This is a genomic window from Janthinobacterium sp. TPC_1 (assembly GCF_056037845.1).
In genome coordinates this window covers 2,681,690-2,695,683 of sequence record NZ_CP195157.1, presented here as the reverse complement: position 1 = coordinate 2,695,683, position 13,994 = coordinate 2,681,690, and the positions used below count along the sequence as shown (strand labels likewise).

At 60.9% G+C, this 13,994-nt stretch carries 12 protein-coding genes and 1 pseudogene; 6 read left to right on the top strand and 7 right to left on the bottom strand.

What is annotated here, in order from left to right:
- Window positions 1-2: 2 nt before the first annotated feature.
- Window positions 3-975 (bottom strand): annotated as a pseudogene (locus tag ACQVLG_RS13200) (YVTN family beta-propeller repeat protein).
- A 201-nt stretch (window positions 976-1,176) separates the two neighbouring features.
- On the opposite strand from ACQVLG_RS13200, the gene ACQVLG_RS13195 reads away from it, so the two are divergent.
- Window positions 1,177-1,533 carry an FKBP-type peptidyl-prolyl cis-trans isomerase gene (locus ACQVLG_RS13195; RefSeq protein ID WP_034760263.1) on the top strand — a complete coding sequence of 119 codons (357 nt, stop codon included), beginning with the start codon at window positions 1,177-1,179 and terminating at the stop codon, window positions 1,531-1,533.
- Window positions 1,534-1,732: 199 nt separating this feature from the next.
- Window positions 1,733-1,987, top strand: a complete 255-nt coding sequence (locus tag ACQVLG_RS13190) for an acyl-CoA-binding protein (protein WP_070219266.1) — start codon at window positions 1,733-1,735, stop codon at window positions 1,985-1,987.
- 150 nt (window positions 1,988-2,137) lie between these two features.
- Here the strand turns inward: ACQVLG_RS13190 and proX are convergent, their stop codons facing one another.
- The 4 genes from proX to ACQVLG_RS13170 all read right to left on the bottom strand — a co-directional run bounded on the left by proX (window position 2,138) and on the right by ACQVLG_RS13170 (window position 6,405).
- Window positions 2,138-3,190: a glycine betaine/L-proline ABC transporter substrate-binding protein ProX gene (gene proX / locus ACQVLG_RS13185; RefSeq protein ID WP_474294968.1), complete on the bottom strand. Its 1,053-nt coding sequence runs from the start codon at window positions 3,188-3,190 to the stop codon at window positions 2,138-2,140.
- Between the two features lie 12 nt (window positions 3,191-3,202).
- The gene (gene proW, locus ACQVLG_RS13180; RefSeq protein ID WP_230538751.1) at window positions 3,203-4,306 is read right to left on the bottom strand and encodes a glycine betaine/L-proline ABC transporter permease ProW; all 1,104 of its coding nucleotides are present in this window, start codon (window positions 4,304-4,306) and stop codon (window positions 3,203-3,205) included.
- A complete protein-coding gene (proV, locus tag ACQVLG_RS13175; protein WP_086145175.1) occupies window positions 4,303-5,535 on the bottom strand; it encodes a glycine betaine/L-proline ABC transporter ATP-binding protein ProV in 1,233 nt (410 codons plus the stop codon). Before proV ends, proW begins: the two co-directional genes overlap by 4 nt.
- Window positions 5,536-6,120: 585 nt before the next feature.
- Window positions 6,121-6,405, bottom strand: a complete 285-nt coding sequence (locus ACQVLG_RS13170) for a polyhydroxyalkanoic acid system family protein (RefSeq protein WP_230538752.1) — start codon at window positions 6,403-6,405, stop codon at window positions 6,121-6,123.
- Window positions 6,406-6,603: 198 nt separating this feature from the next.
- Between ACQVLG_RS13170 and ACQVLG_RS13165 the strand changes: the two genes are divergently transcribed.
- The 4 genes from ACQVLG_RS13165 to ACQVLG_RS13150 all read left to right on the top strand — a co-directional run bounded on the left by ACQVLG_RS13165 (window position 6,604) and on the right by ACQVLG_RS13150 (window position 10,549).
- Window positions 6,604-8,001, top strand: coding sequence for a hypothetical protein (locus ACQVLG_RS13165; RefSeq protein WP_474294966.1), 1,398 nt, complete (start codon window positions 6,604-6,606; stop codon window positions 7,999-8,001).
- Window positions 8,002-8,108: 107 nt separating this feature from the next.
- Window positions 8,109-8,396 (top strand): protealysin inhibitor emfourin, encoded by a 288-nt coding sequence (locus ACQVLG_RS13160; protein ID WP_474294964.1) that lies wholly within the window; start codon window positions 8,109-8,111, stop codon window positions 8,394-8,396.
- Between the two features lie 335 nt (window positions 8,397-8,731).
- Window positions 8,732-9,055: a ferredoxin FdxA gene (gene fdxA / locus ACQVLG_RS13155; protein ID WP_010395176.1), complete on the top strand. Its 324-nt coding sequence runs from the start codon at window positions 8,732-8,734 to the stop codon at window positions 9,053-9,055.
- A gap of 273 nt (window positions 9,056-9,328) precedes the next feature.
- A complete protein-coding gene (locus tag ACQVLG_RS13150; protein ID WP_230538755.1) occupies window positions 9,329-10,549 on the top strand; it encodes a polyhydroxyalkanoate depolymerase in 1,221 nt (406 codons plus the stop codon).
- A 66-nt stretch (window positions 10,550-10,615) separates the two neighbouring features.
- Here ACQVLG_RS13150 and ACQVLG_RS13145 read toward each other — a convergent pair whose 3' ends face one another.
- Both ACQVLG_RS13145 and ACQVLG_RS13140 read right to left on the bottom strand, forming a co-directional pair.
- Complete coding sequence (locus ACQVLG_RS13145) at window positions 10,616-11,293, bottom strand: DOPA 4,5-dioxygenase family protein (RefSeq protein ID WP_474294961.1); 678 nt, start codon at window positions 11,291-11,293, stop codon at window positions 10,616-10,618.
- Between the two features lie 42 nt (window positions 11,294-11,335).
- Window positions 11,336-13,915 (bottom strand): TonB-dependent receptor plug domain-containing protein, encoded by a 2,580-nt coding sequence (locus ACQVLG_RS13140; RefSeq protein ID WP_474294959.1) that lies wholly within the window; start codon window positions 13,913-13,915, stop codon window positions 11,336-11,338.
- Window positions 13,916-13,994 lie beyond the last annotated feature (79 nt).

Sequence of the window (13,994 nt, the reverse complement as noted above, 5' to 3'; positions counted from 1 at the left end):
CATCACATGCGTGGCGAGTGGGTGGCGAAATACACGCCATGGGGTGAGCGGCCCACGGGTATCGTCTTGATCACCTTGCGCGCGTGGTCAAGTCGATCACGGCCACTTTCTTGATCCAGCGCAACGTTACCCACATGGTTTTGCCATCGGGCGTGATTTCCATGCAGTCCGGGCCACCGGGCACATTGATGGTGCCCACGTTTTCCAGGGTTTTCTGGTCGATGATGTTGATGGTGTTCGACACGCGGTTCGAGACGAACGTCATGCGGTTGTCGCCGAGCGCGCGGAAATTGTGCGTGCCGGCGCCCGCCTTGATGCGCTTGACGGTCTTTTGCGTGCGCCAGTCGATCACTTCCACGTAATCGCTGCCCATGATGCCGACCAGCAAATATTTACCGTCGGGCGTCATCGTGATGCCGGCCGGCGCCGGACCGACGGGCATGGTCCATTTCACCGTCTGCGTGGCCAGGTCGATGGCGCTGACCTGGTTGCTGCCCTGCTGCGTAATGAACGCCATGGTGCTGTCGGCCGTGAAGGCCATGTGGCTGGGCAATTTCGGCAGCGCGATGCGCTTGGCAGGGTCAGGTTCTTGCCATCGTAGCGGTACAGGTCGATGCGGTCCAGGCGCAGCGAGTTCGAGATGAACCATTTCTGGTCCGGCGAAAAGCCGATCTGGTACGGGTCGAGGATATTGCTGATGCGGCGCTGGATCTGGCCCGACACGGGGTCGAGGAAGATCAGCTCATTGCCGACGGAGCTGGCGACGATCAGCGACTTGCCGTCCGGCGTCTCCATCAGATGGTGCGGTTCCTTGCCGACGGCAAAGGTGGACAGGGGGGCGTAGGTTTTCTGGTCCAGCAGTTGCACCGTAGCATCACGGGAATTGAGCACCACCACCACTTCGGCTTGCGCCGTCGATATTGCGGAAACCAGGCACAGCGAGGAAAAAACAAGGCGGCGTAGACTGCGGAACATGGAAGAAATCACTGTTAAATACAAAACATGCATTTTACGTGGAACACCGTATTTATTGTGTGAAATCCCCCTTAAATGCACCGGGCGGCCACACATCGCCTTCATTTCATTTCCGGTTTTTCTTCGCTCCGGGCCTGGAATGGCGCTTTGCAACTCATTGCTCTACAATCTGAAGCTTTCATCGCCTACACAAGGATTATCATGACCACCACCACTACCGCTTCCGGCCTGCAATACATCGATACCGTCGTCGGCGAAGGCGCTGAAGCGCAAGCCGGCAACAATGTTGTCGTGCACTACACGGGCTGGCTGCAGAACGACGACGGCAGCGCCGGTTCGAAATTTGACTCGAGCAAGGACCGCAACGACCCATTCGAATTCCCGCTGGGCGCCGGCCGCGTCATTCAAGGCTGGGACGAAGGCGTGCAAGGCATGAAAGTGGGCGGCAAGCGCCAGCTGATCATCCCGGCGGCACTGGGCTATGGCGCCCGCGGCGCCGGCGGCGTGATTCCACCGAACGCCACCCTGATTTTCGACGTCGAACTGCTGGGCGTATAAGCACCGACTCCGCAGCGCTCAAGCGACTGTACCAGGCGCCGCCCCTCTCACGCAGCGGCGGCGTTTTTGTTTTGAGTGTGTCCTCTAATGCACGGCGCGCTTTTTTCACTATGATGTCAGGCACTGCAGCACGCACGGTGGCCACTCCGCCGCGCCTGCCGCACTTTTCCAGCGATTCCATCTGTACACAGGAGCCATCATGAGTTTACAAGAGCAATTCGACCAAGCGCAGCTCGATTCCAAGACCCTGTCCGAGCGTCCGGACAATATGACCTTGTTGAAAATCTACGCCTTGTTCAAGCAAGCGTCGAGCGGCGACGCCACGGGCGAGCGCCCCGGCATGACCGACTTCGTCAACCGCGCCAAGTTCGATGCCTGGGCGGCCCTGGCCGGCACCTCGAAGGAAGATGCGCAACAGCAATACATCGACCTGATCGAAGACTTGAAGGATTAAACGCCGAAAATTCCTGTTTTGCGGAGAAACAGGCCGAAAACGGCTGAAAACTCACCAAAAACCACCAAAACAGGCCGTTAACGCAAAAGTGGCTACCAAACCGGTAGCCACTTTTTTTACGCCTGTATTTACGCCTGTATCAGCCGTAATTTACTTTTTTGCCGCCGCCAGCGCTTGCGCGATCCAGCCGTCAAACTTTTGCTGGTGATACTTGATCCAGCCGGCCGTATGGCGGGCGATATCGGCCTGCGTGTTTTCGCCGCGGCGCATGCGCTCGTTCTGCGCATTGATGTCCGCCACGGGCAATTGCATCACCTCGAACAACTTGGCCGCGGCCGGATTTTTCTCCGCCCAGGCCTTGTTCGATACGATGCGTGCCGTGTTGACGGCAAAACCGTAATCGCTGCCATCGTCGAGGCGGGTATTCACCTTGTCCGGATTGGCCGAGAATGGCACTTTCAGCCAGACCACGTCCTTGCCCGGCACCAGCACGCCACTGACCCAGTACGGCGTCCACGTGTAGTACAAAATCGGTTCGCCACGCTTGTAGCGGCCCAGGGTGTCGGCGATCAGGGCCGCATAGCTGCCCTGCACATGCGTTACCGTTTCGCGCAATTTGTACGCATCCATATGGTTCTCGATCAGCGCTTCGCAGCCCCAGCCCGGGTTGCAGCCCGTCAAGTCGGCCTTGCCGTCGCCATCGTGGTCGAACAGCTTGGCCAGCGTCGGGTCGCGCAACTGGTCGATATTCGTGATGTTGTACTTCTCGGCCGTCGCCTTATCGATCAGATAACCTTGCGCGGCCGGCCCCGCATACTGGCCCGTGCGCAGCAGCTTGGCGTCGCCGCCCGCATTGTTATAGAAATCCTTGTGCATCGGGTCCCAGTGCACGGCCATGAAGGTGGCGTCGCCGTTGGCGATGGCGATATGCGCGGTCGGATATTCCACTTCCTTGATCGGCTGCACGTCGTAGCCGAGCTTTTCCAGGGCCTTGTCGACCAGCATGGTCTGGAAGGTTTCTTCCGCGATCGAGCTTTGCAGCGGCTGGACCTTGACGCCCTTGCCGGGCAGCGCATCGGCGGCCGGCGTCTGCGCCATGGCCAGGCTGGTGGTCAGCGCCATGGCGGCGATCGCCAGGGCGGAAAACAGCTGGAACTTGCGTTGCGATTTTTGCGTCACTTTAAAATTGTCGATTTGATGCATGTAAATCCTTTCTTATTGTGCGTTGGCCAGCGTTGCTTGCTGTTCAACATTATTTTTCTCCGTGTTGCCGCGCACCAGGCGCAGCACGAAACCGGCAGGACCCGTCTGGTACCAGTGGCGCACGCCGCGGCGTGGCTGGCCCATCGCTTGCGTCAAGCGGTCGAGGGTGATGGCCAGCAGCACGATACCGAGGCCGCCGACCGTTGCCAGGCCCATGTCCAGGCGGCCGATGCCGCGCAAGACCATCTGGCCCAGTCCACCGACGGCGATCATCGAGGCGATCACGACCATCGACAGCGACAGCATCAGCGACTGGTTGATACCGGCCATGATGGACGGCATGGCCAGCGGAAACTGCACGCGGGTCAGCAGCTGCCACGGCGAGGCGCCGTAGGCACGGGCCGCTTCGATCAGATCGGGACGCACCTGGCGGATACCGAGGTTGGTCAGGCGCACCAGCGGCGGCAGGGCAAAGATGATCGTCACGATCACGCCCGGCGCATTACCGATACCAAACAACATCACCACGGGCACCAGGTAGACGAAGGCGGGCGTCGTCTGCATGGCGTCCAGCAGGGGGCGCAGGATATTCTGTGCGCGGTCGCTGCTGGCAAGGAAAATACCGAGCGGCAAGCCAATGGCCAGACAGAAGGCCAGCGACGTCAGCACCAGCGACAGGGTGGTCATGGCTTCCGGCCAGATGCCCAGCATCGACACGAGCAGCAGCGCCAGCACGGTGCCGATGGCCAGGGTGCGGCTGGTAAATTGCCACGCCAGCAAGCCGATGATGGCGATCACCGTCAGCGACGGGGCCGCCAGCAGCACGCCTTCCACGCCGGACAGCACGCTGTCGATCGGCGCGCGCACGGCCTGGAAGAAGGGGCGGAAATGCGCGACGACCCAGCCCAGGCCCTGGTTGATCCAGCTTTCCAGCGGCAGCGAGCCGTCGAAAATCTGCGTCAGGTGAAAACCGGTCGCGTGTTCCGGCTGCACGGCGGGCGCGGCGGCATCCAGCCACGCGGTGCTGGCGTCGGTCGGCGGCGTCAGCGCCCAGGGATTGATCTGCGCGGCCTGTTCAACAACAGGTTCTACTGTGGAAACGGTGCTTGGGTTCATGCTTGTCCTTTCTGTTGTTGTTCGGCAATGGCTGGCGTATCGCGGTCGAGGAACTTCAGCAAGGTTGTCTTGCTGATGGCGCCGCGGAAGCTGCCGTCATTGGCCACCACAGGGACGGCGTAAGGCAGTTGCGCCACCTGGCCGAACAGGCCGGCGACTGGCTCGTCTGCATTGATGGTCTGCACGTCGGGCAAATAGGCATGCGCCAGGCCCAGCGGTCCGACATGGCCGTCGAGCGCACTGCGCAGCGAATCGGCCGAGACGACGCCGAGGAACTTGCGCTGCGGATTGACGACGTAGGCAAACGCGCGATCCTGCTCTTCCAGCATCGACAGCGCGGCGCGCGAACCGCGGCTCGGCGACTCGGACACGACGATCTGGCTCTTGCGGGCGATATCGCTGGCCTTGAAGACGGCCGCCGCATCGACGCCGCGCACGAAGTTGCGCACGTAATCGTTGGCCGGTTTGCGCAAAATCTCTTCCGGCGTGCCCACCTGCACCACGTGGCCATCTTTCATGATGGCAACACGGTCGCCGATGCGCATGGCTTCGTCGAGGTCATGCGAAATGAAGACGATGGTGCGGCGCTTGATTTGCTGCAAACGCAGCAGTTCCGATTGCATTTCCGTACGGATAATCGGATCGAGCGCGGAAAACGCCTCATCCATCAGCAAAATCGATGGATCGCACGCCAGCGCACGGGCCAGGCCCACGCGCTGCTGCATGCCGCCCGACAATTCGTCGGGGTAGCTGGCGCCGTAGCCGTCCAGGCCCACCTGCTCCAGCGCTTGCTGGGCCAGCGCATGGCGCTCGGCCTTGGGCATGCCGGCCAGTTCCATGCCGAAGGCGGTGTTGTCGAGCACGGTAATTTGCGGCAGCAGCGCGAACGACTGGAACACCATACTGATGTCCTTGCGGCGCAGGGCGCGCAGTTGGGCATCCGGCAAGGTATTGATGTCGTTGCCGTCGATCAGGATGCGGCCGGCGGTGGGCTCGATCAGGCGGTTCAGCATGCGCACCAGGGTCGACTTGCCCGAACCGGACAGGCCCATGATGACGAAGATCTCGCCCGCTTCAATGGTAAAGGTGGCATCGAAAACGCCGATGGTGCAATCTGTCTTGGCCAGAATGTCCTGCTTGCTGGCGCCCTGGCGGACGAGTTCAAGTGCTTCTTCTGGCTTGTCGCCGAACACTTTGAACACATGGTCGATAATGATTTGTTTTGCCACGATGTGGTTCTCCCTCGATTTGACGAATGGATTGAAACCCAGCAAGCCTGCTAGCTTGCGGCGGGAATCAGCAAACCCTGTTGCGTCGGCTACGCCACGGCGCCAAAATGCGCACGGGAGCGACAATAAACAGGGGGTGACACGCGTGTGACCAGCGGATGGCCTAAGCCGGTGCCGGGGTGCCGTGTGCGTGCTAAAAGAGGCTGTGGTTCAGGACTTTTAACAACGCTAGCGCCATGCAAATACATGGCACCAAATGTATTTGACCGAAAAAAAATCGACCAAGCTACTTTTAACTGGATGCGGGTGTAAAACCCGAAGAATTATTCACCACTCAGCGAGCGGAGAGTACTGCGAAGCAGAAGGTGAAACGCGGTGTAGCTGTTGTAAATATGACTCAAGTATAACGCAAAAAGACACAAAAGTCCAATAGCTTTCCAAATAGAAATGTGATAGCAATGTTCGCTAGCGTACAGTCAGACGTAAAAAAGGCGAAAAGAGACGTGTTTTCATCGTCTTTTCGCCCATTGCTGCGGCACTCTTCCTAGCACCAAACGGGGCGCCAGACAAGCGGGTGAAACGCCATCAAGCTGACTCGGTAAACACCTTGCGCATCTTCTCGGCGATCTTGCCTTCGATCGTGGAAGCAAACGCGCTGAGCATGAAACCCAGCTTGATTTGCAGTTGCGCCTGCTCTTTTTCCAGGGTCAGCGAACCATCGACGCCGCTGCGCTCGAAACGCAGCACATCGCCATCCCAGGCGCACGCCAGGTCATATTCCTGGGCCAGCTTGTCGGCCACTTGCTGCGCCGCTTCGCGCGCCTTTACCGCTGTCAGCTTATGTTGCTGAACTATATTTATATCCGCCATCAAACGATCCTTTTATTAAAAACGGGGGTAATACGGCCAGCATCATACCAGCCGCCATGCGGCGGGCACGGCCGCAGCCGGCGCCGGACGGCTAAAAAAGCCCGTCTTTCCCGCATGTCGTTTGCGCGCGATCAAACCGGACACGCCACAGCGGGACGACTATTCCAGTTCCAGTTGCGAGTGTCTTGGAGAACCACCATGGACCAGAAAGTCATCGTGCCGGTCGAAGCCGTGCTGACCAAATGCGTGTCCCTGCCCGTCGGCTACGTCCCTACCCCCTCGGCGCCATATCGCTTGCACCGCAAGAATGCGCAACTGACCTTGCAGCCGGGTCCGCCCCGCCTGACGGAGGCAACCGTGCGCAACCTGGCCGCCGTGCCCGTCGGCTCACGCGTGCTGATCTGGAAACAAGATCCGTCCGTCAGCGACCTGGGCACACGCAAGGCCTTCCTGCCCGGGCTGATCCTGCAAGGCCCGCGCGACGCGCGCATCACCTTTGGCGAACCGGGCATCGCCCAGGTCAGCCCGAATGCCTTCGGCGACTTCATCGTTTCGCCCAACACCGACCAGTTCGACGCCGTGCACACGTTTGCCATCGTGCGCATGACGCTCACCATGTACCAGCGCGCGCTGGCCAGCAACGACACGGCGCCGCCCCTGCCCTGGCAATGGAATAGCGCCAGCAATACGGCACCCCTGCGCGTATTCCCGCACGGCTTGCCCAACGTCATGAATGCGTATTACAGCCGCAGCGACAAGGCGCTCAAGTTCGGCGACTTCATCCCCAGCGGCGCCACCGAGCGCGTCTACACCTGCCGCTCGCTCGACATCGTCTCGCATGAAACGGGGCACGCCGTGCTCGATGGCCTCAAGCCGAATTGGCTGCTCAGCAACAATCCACCGCAAACGGGCGGCTTGCACGAATCGTTCGGCGACCTGACGGCCATCTTCCTGGCCCTGTCGCAGCTGGACCAGGTGGAAGCGGTGATCGCGCAAACGAAGTCCGACCTGCACGATAAAACCTTCCTGGCCGACCTGGCGGAGCAATTCGGCCTGGCGCTGGGCCGGCCGAACGGCTTGCGCAATGCCGACAACGACATCAAATTGTCGGAAGCAGGCACGGAAGTGCACGCCATCTCGCAAGTGTTTACGGGCGCCATCTACGACATCCTGGCCGACATCTTTGCCCACGAACGCCAGCCCCAGCTGGAAGACGACGCGGCCGTGCTGCACCGCTGCGGCGACTACCTGCGCAGCCTGGTCTTGCGCGCCCTGGTGGCATCGCCCGAGCAAGCCGCCACGTATGCCGACGTGGCCGGCCACATGCTGACGATCGCCCAGGCCGACGGCAACGGCGCCTACCTCGATTTCATCCGCAACAGCTTTACCGTGCGCGAAGTGCTCAAGGCCAATGCCATGACGGACGATGGCCAGATGACGTTTGCCGCCGATGTCGTCGACGAAGACGACGCCGTGCAGGACAGGCGCGCCTGCTGCGGTACCATGAACCATGCGGAATACAGCGAGTCGGATCAATTGCTCGAAGCGGAGCGCGAAGCGCTGGCCGCCTGGTGCCGCAGCTACGGTCCACGGTAAACAGGACACCACACAGCACGGCAGCGCACCAGCGCGCCCGCTTCAGGCCAGCCGCACCAGCGGCTGGCCATGGCGCGCCCACACCACCCACAACAGCAAGGAGCAGCATGAAAATTTCAGCCCGCAGCAGCGGCGGCTTTGCCGGCCTGAGCGAACAGTACGACATCGATACGCAAGCCCATCCGGCTGGCCCCCGCCTGGAAGCGGCATTGGCCAGCAGCGGCTTTTTCACGCAGCCGCCAGCCACGGTGGAACAGGTCGGCGCCGACATTCCCCACTGGCAGATCACCGTCGACGCGCCCAGCGCGCGCCGCACCATCACGTTTGCCGAGGATGGCAGTGCTGAAAATGCACGTTGGCAACAGTTGCTGACGCAAATACGTGCCAGCGCCTGATTGTTCTGGCATGTATTTGTAGCGCTCTTGACCTGAGTAAAACAAAAACACCACACGGCAAGCCAGCACGCCACCCGCCCCGCAACCTGCCGCGGCGGGCGACTGTCGCTTTCTTGCCGCGTTCTTCATGGCAACGTCCCGGATAGTCGCTGAAATGCCCGCTCTGCGCAGCAACGGCACGGCAGCCAAAAAATGAATTTGCTTATATGTATTGTATATAAGCGGGATTTGTGAGAAATAGCGAATTGCCTTAAAATACAATGCTTTGCTTTAGTATGCGCCGCCGAGGTTCCTGCAGGCGCTACAGCACCTCCCCCCAAATTGATAGGACTGTTATGACCCACGTTGTCACCGAATCCTGCATCGCCTGTCGCTATACCGACTGCGTCGATGTCTGCCCGGTAGATTGTTTCCGGGAAGGCCCGAACTTCCTGGCAATCGATCCGGACGAATGTATTGACTGCGCCGTCTGCGTGGCAGAGTGCCCGGTGAACGCGATTTTCGCGGAAGAAGACGTGCCGGGCGACCAGCAAGCCTTCATCAAGATCAACGTCGATCTGGCCCGCAACTGGCCCTCGATCACCAAGACGAAGGCTGCCTTGCCGGAAGCCGAGCAATACAAGGACGTCAAGGACAAGCTCGACATGCTGGTGCGCTAAGCGCACGGCAGTTGCGGCGGCAGTTCCGGCGGAGACTCTTCCCCGCAGGGGCGTGGCGGCAAAAAAATGTACAAAAAGCAGCGGAAACGCTGCTTTTTTTGCTTTTATGGCATCGTTGCAGGTCTATCCACGCAAGTGTGGCGCGCTGTCACAGCAAAGCGCAAACTGTGGACCTGTGCGCGGTAAAGCACATTTTGTCCTCAACAAATATCGTAAAATTGGATTATGATATTTGAGCCGATATTGGCGCTTGGAATTAAACAAGGACTCTATATGCTTTACCAACTGCACGAACTGCAACGCTCTTTCCTCACTCCGGTGATGCAATGGGCAGACATGTCCTCCAAGTTATTTACCAACCCGGTTTCTCCACTGGCCCACACCCCGTTTTCGCAACGCATCGCAGCCGGCTACGAGCTGATGTACCGCCTTGGCAAAGACTACGAAAAACCACAATTCGACATCAAATCCGTTCTCGTCCAGGGCGAGAGCGTCGACATCCGCGAACATGTTGTCGTGACAAAACCGTTTTGCCGCCTGATTCACTTCAAAAAAGAAACCACTGGTTTGCAACAGCCCAAAGTTTTGCTGGTTGCCCCCCTGTCCGGTCACCACTCGACCCTGCTGCGCGATACCGTGCGCGGCTTGCTGGCCGAGCACGATGTCTACATCACCGACTGGACGGACGCGCGCATGGTACCGCTGACGGAAGGCCCGTTCCACCTGGACGACTACATTTATTATGTGCAGGAATTCATCCGCCTGCTGGCGCCCGACCTGCATGTCATTTCCGTCTGTCAACCGACCGTGCCAGTATTGGCGGCCATCTCGCTGATGGCGACGGCCAAAGATCCGCACATGCCGAAAACCATGACGATGATGGGCGGCCCGATCGACCCGCGCCGCTCGCCCACGCAAGTGAACAACCTGGCGACGGAAAAGAAATTCTCGTGGTTTGAAAACACCGTGATCTACGCGGTGCCGCCGAACTACCCGGGCTTTGGCCGCAAGGTGTATCCGGGCTTCCTGCAGCACGCCGGTTTCATCGCCATGAACCCGGGCCGCCACGCCCAAAGCCACCGCGAGTTCTACATGCACCTGGTGACGGGCGACGACGAACCGGCGGAAGGCCACCGCCAGTTCTACAACGAGTACAACGCCGTGCTGGACATGCCGGCCGAGTACTACCTGGAAACGATCAAGACCGTGTTCCAGGAATTCAGCCTGCCGAAGGGCACGTGGAAAGTGGGCGGCCAGCTGGTGCGCCCGCAAGACATCACGAACGTGGCGCTGTTCACCGTGGAAGGCGAACTGGACGACATTTCCGGCGCCGGCCAGACGCAGGCAGCGCATGACTTGTGTTCCGGCATCCCTGCCGAGATGCAGCAAGATTTCGTGGCGCCGAAATGTGGCCATTACGGCATCTTCTCGGGCCGCCGCTGGCGCGAGATCATTTGCCCGAAAATCGGCGAATTCATTCAGAAGCACGGCTAATACACGGTATCTCCATCGAAACGCACGCCAGTTCATACTGGCGTGGCGTTTTCTTTTATGCCCGGCTCACGCGCGCTCGATTTTCACCGTCGGGCGCGTATTGACAAAGATTTGCTCGACCCTCGGCTCGCCCGGCCCCGGCTTCTTCATCGCATAGCCATTCACGGGCTGCGAGCGGTTCACCCACAGCGCGTAATACAGGTGGTCGGCGCGCGGATCTTCCGTATTCGGGTGGATCAATATCGTCAGGCCCAGGCTGTTGAGCTGCAGCCACGGCACGATCACGGGCAGCAAGTCATTGGTAAAGCCAAAGTAAAACGACGGCGTCACGTGCGGGCCTCGCGGCTCCAGGTTCCAGTCGCCCAGCTCGATCTGGAAGCGTTCGGCCGCCCACTTGCGTATCAGCGCCGCCTTCTGGTAACTGTCTTCGTCAAAATAGATATGCGCGTGATAACTCTCGATATCCGTATAGGCGCGCGGCTTGCCCGGCAAGGTTTCCTCGCCGGGCCGCACGCTGACGGGGCGCGGCGTAGGCGCCGTGTCCGTATGCTCGCCCCACGGACTCTTGCCGGATACTGGCTTCACCCGTTTCACGGCGCCATCCTGCGCCAGCGCCGTCCCCGCCAGCCCCGAGGCGACCAGCGCCGCCACCAGGCCGCCGCCGCGCAAGACCGTGCGGCGCTGCGGCGAAAGGAGATTGGCCCATTCCAGGTCGATGGCCGCGTGTTGATTTTTGTCAGACATAGGAGTTCCTGTTCTTGATGATAGGTAGAGGGATGCGGCAAATCAGAATGACAGTGTTGCGCGGGCGTAGTAATAGCCGCCCAGCACGCCCAATGGCCCCGAGTTGTCGTAAGCCCCTGTGTACTGCGCCAGATTCGCGGCGCTGCGCGCCTCGCGCGGCACCTGGTTCGGTTTCTGGTCGAAGACATTGTTGGCGCCCACCGTCACGTTGATGCGCTTGCTGATGTCGTAGCCGATGCTGACATCCGTCACAAAGGCCGCTTTCAGCTGGTAATCGCCGCCCGTGATGGCGTTCAGGCGCTTGAGCTTGCCGTAGCGCGTCTCGCGTACATTGAATGCCCAACCGGCTTTTTCATACGCCAGGGTGAGGATTTCCTTGTCGCGCGGCGCGCGGTACAGCAAGTCGTACTCGGCCGATTTGCTCAGGGTGCCGATGTTCGGCAAGCCTTGCAGCACGGCGGGAAGTTCCGCCTTGCCCACCAGGCTCGTATGGTTGAGATTCGCTGCCGCCGTCCAGCGCAGCTTGCCGTCGGCCACGCGCAGCACATCTTCCGCCGTGAAATCGATGCCGCGCGTGCGCGTGTCGCCCACGTTGGCAAAGTAATGCGCGACGAGGCCATTGCCCACCGTCAAGCCAGCCGAACGCAGCAGGTTTTCAATGATGGTCGCTTGCGCCGCCGTCAGCGGCCGGCCGCTGCCGTCGAGCGCCACGCCCGAGCTGCGGTCGATGCCGATGTTCGATGACACGCCCAGGCGGTCGCTGACCTTGATTTGATACGCGTCAACAACGGCCAGGCGCAGGGTGGGCGTAGGATTGAACGTCAGCCCGGCCGACAGATTCGTCGATTTTTCCGGTTTTAACGCTTGCGCGCCCAGTGCCTGTGCAGCGGCTGAGTTCGGCTGCGCCAAGGTGTAGGGCACGCCCGCATGGTCGGAGGTGTTCGAATACGATTGCGTCACCAGGCTCGGTGCATGGAAACCGTTGCTGACGGTGCCGCGCACGGCGACGGCGGGTGTGACGTCATAGCGGGCCGACAAACGCCCCGTCGTCTTGCTGCCGAAATCGGAATATTTTTCGGCACGCAAGGCCGTGTCGAGCAGCAACTGCGGCGTCAGTTTGGCGCCCAGGCCGATATACGCCGCATAGCTATGACGTGCCGTGTCGGACGCATCGACGGGCAGGTAGCCCGCCAGCGCCGACGAGCCGCTGCCCTGCCAGGAAGCGGGTTCGCCCGGGCTGCGTTGCTGCGTTTCATGCGAATACTCGAGGCCGACGCTGAGGTCGGCCGGTTCGCTCAAGCCCAGTTGCACGGGGCGGCGCAGGTCGGCGTTGGTGGTCGAACGGCTGTAGCGCTGCTTGCCGATATCAAAATCCGTCTTGCCGCCCGGATAAGTCAGCGAGTAGTTGGCCGAGTGCTCCACGCCCACGTCGATATCGTCGCGGCCGTAGGTGCTGCTGATATCCCAGCTCCAGCCCGCCGTCTCGCCCTTGATGCCGCCCGTCAAGGAAAAGTCGTTTTCGCTCGTCGTTTCATACGGCGTGAAGCCGTCGGGATACACGGCCAGCAAGCCCTTGTTGTTATTGAAAATGGTATTGGGCAGGCGGAAATTCTGCGCCGAGCGGGCATTGCGGTGCGCATACGTGCCGAAGCCGTACAATTGCACCTCGTTCGACACGTCATAGCCGACGTTGGCGCTGAGCGAGGCGGTCGTGCTTTGCGGGACACCCGTATTGCGCCAGGGATTGCTGTTGCGCGTCGCTTCGGCCGGGTTAGGCGAAGCGCCGGCCGGCAAGCTGTTGTTCGGCCCCAATTTGACCAGCTGGCCATCGCTGTTGCGCACGGCCGGATACGACAGATAGCCGGGATTCAAGCCGAAGTTACGCACGGCTATGCCCTGGCGCTGGACTTCGGCGCCGAAGTGGGCAAAGCCGTGTTCGCCCAGGCGCGTGCCGCCGTCGATGCGCGCGGAACCGTTGGTGCCGTCGCCGTCGTAGGTGGAACCGAGCTGTGTGCTGAAGCTGCCCTTGTCATCCGCTTTCAGGATGATGTTGATGACGCCGGCGATGGCGTCGGAACCGTAGATGGCGGAGGCGCCGTCGCGCAGGATTTCCACACGGGCAATGGCCCCCGTGGGGATCAGGGCCAGGTCGGTGGCGACGGAGCCTGGAAAACCATCCTCATTGACGATGGCCGTCGTATGCCGGCGCTTGCCGTTGACCAGCACCAGCGTATGCGACGGGTCGAGGTTGCGCAGCTGGCCCGCGCGCACGATGCTGCCCAGGTCGGGCTGTACGCGGGCCGGCAAGTTAAACGATGGCAAGGCCGTATCGAGCGCATCGAGCAGGTTCAATTTGCCCGTGGCCTGCAATTGCTGCGCGCTGATCACGTCGATCGGCGCGGCGCTGTTGGCCACCGTGCGGCCGGTGCCGCGCGCGCCCGTGACGATGACGGCGTCCAGCGGCGCGTCGGCGAGCGCGCCGGCGAGCGCGCCGGCGTCGTCCGCCGCCGCTTGCGCATGGGCCGCGGCGGGCGCGCCCAGCACGAGCACGGCCAGCGAGACGGCGTGCGCCAGTTGCCGCAAGCGTGGTGCGGGGGAATGCTTGTGAATCAGTTCCAGCATACGAAAACATCCTTTCAAAGTCGTCAACACAGTGGCTGCAGACTAAAGGATGGACAAACAAACAAGAACGAATGGTTTC

Coding starts and splice junctions, on each gene's coding strand:
- ACQVLG_RS13195 (WP_034760263.1), top strand. CDS start 1,177: ATGACCACCACCACTACCGCTTCCGGCCTGCAATACATCGATACCGTC.
- ACQVLG_RS13190 (WP_070219266.1), top strand. CDS start 1,733: ATGAGTTTACAAGAGCAATTCGACCAAGCGCAGCTCGATTCCAAGACC.
- proX (WP_474294968.1), bottom strand. CDS start 3,190: ATGCATCAAATCGACAATTTTAAAGTGACGCAAAAATCGCAACGCAAG.
- proW (WP_230538751.1), bottom strand. CDS start 4,306: ATGAACCCAAGCACCGTTTCCACAGTAGAACCTGTTGTTGAACAGGCC.
- ACQVLG_RS13170 (WP_230538752.1), bottom strand. CDS start 6,405: ATGGCGGATATAAATATAGTTCAGCAACATAAGCTGACAGCGGTAAAG.
- ACQVLG_RS13165 (WP_474294966.1), top strand. CDS start 6,604: ATGGACCAGAAAGTCATCGTGCCGGTCGAAGCCGTGCTGACCAAATGC.
- ACQVLG_RS13160 (WP_474294964.1), top strand. CDS start 8,109: ATGAAAATTTCAGCCCGCAGCAGCGGCGGCTTTGCCGGCCTGAGCGAA.
- fdxA (WP_010395176.1), top strand. CDS start 8,732: ATGACCCACGTTGTCACCGAATCCTGCATCGCCTGTCGCTATACCGAC.
- ACQVLG_RS13150 (WP_230538755.1), top strand. CDS start 9,329: ATGCTTTACCAACTGCACGAACTGCAACGCTCTTTCCTCACTCCGGTG.
- ACQVLG_RS13145 (WP_474294961.1), bottom strand. CDS start 11,293: ATGTCTGACAAAAATCAACACGCGGCCATCGACCTGGAATGGGCCAAT.
- ACQVLG_RS13140 (WP_474294959.1), bottom strand. CDS start 13,915: ATGCTGGAACTGATTCACAAGCATTCCCCCGCACCACGCTTGCGGCAA.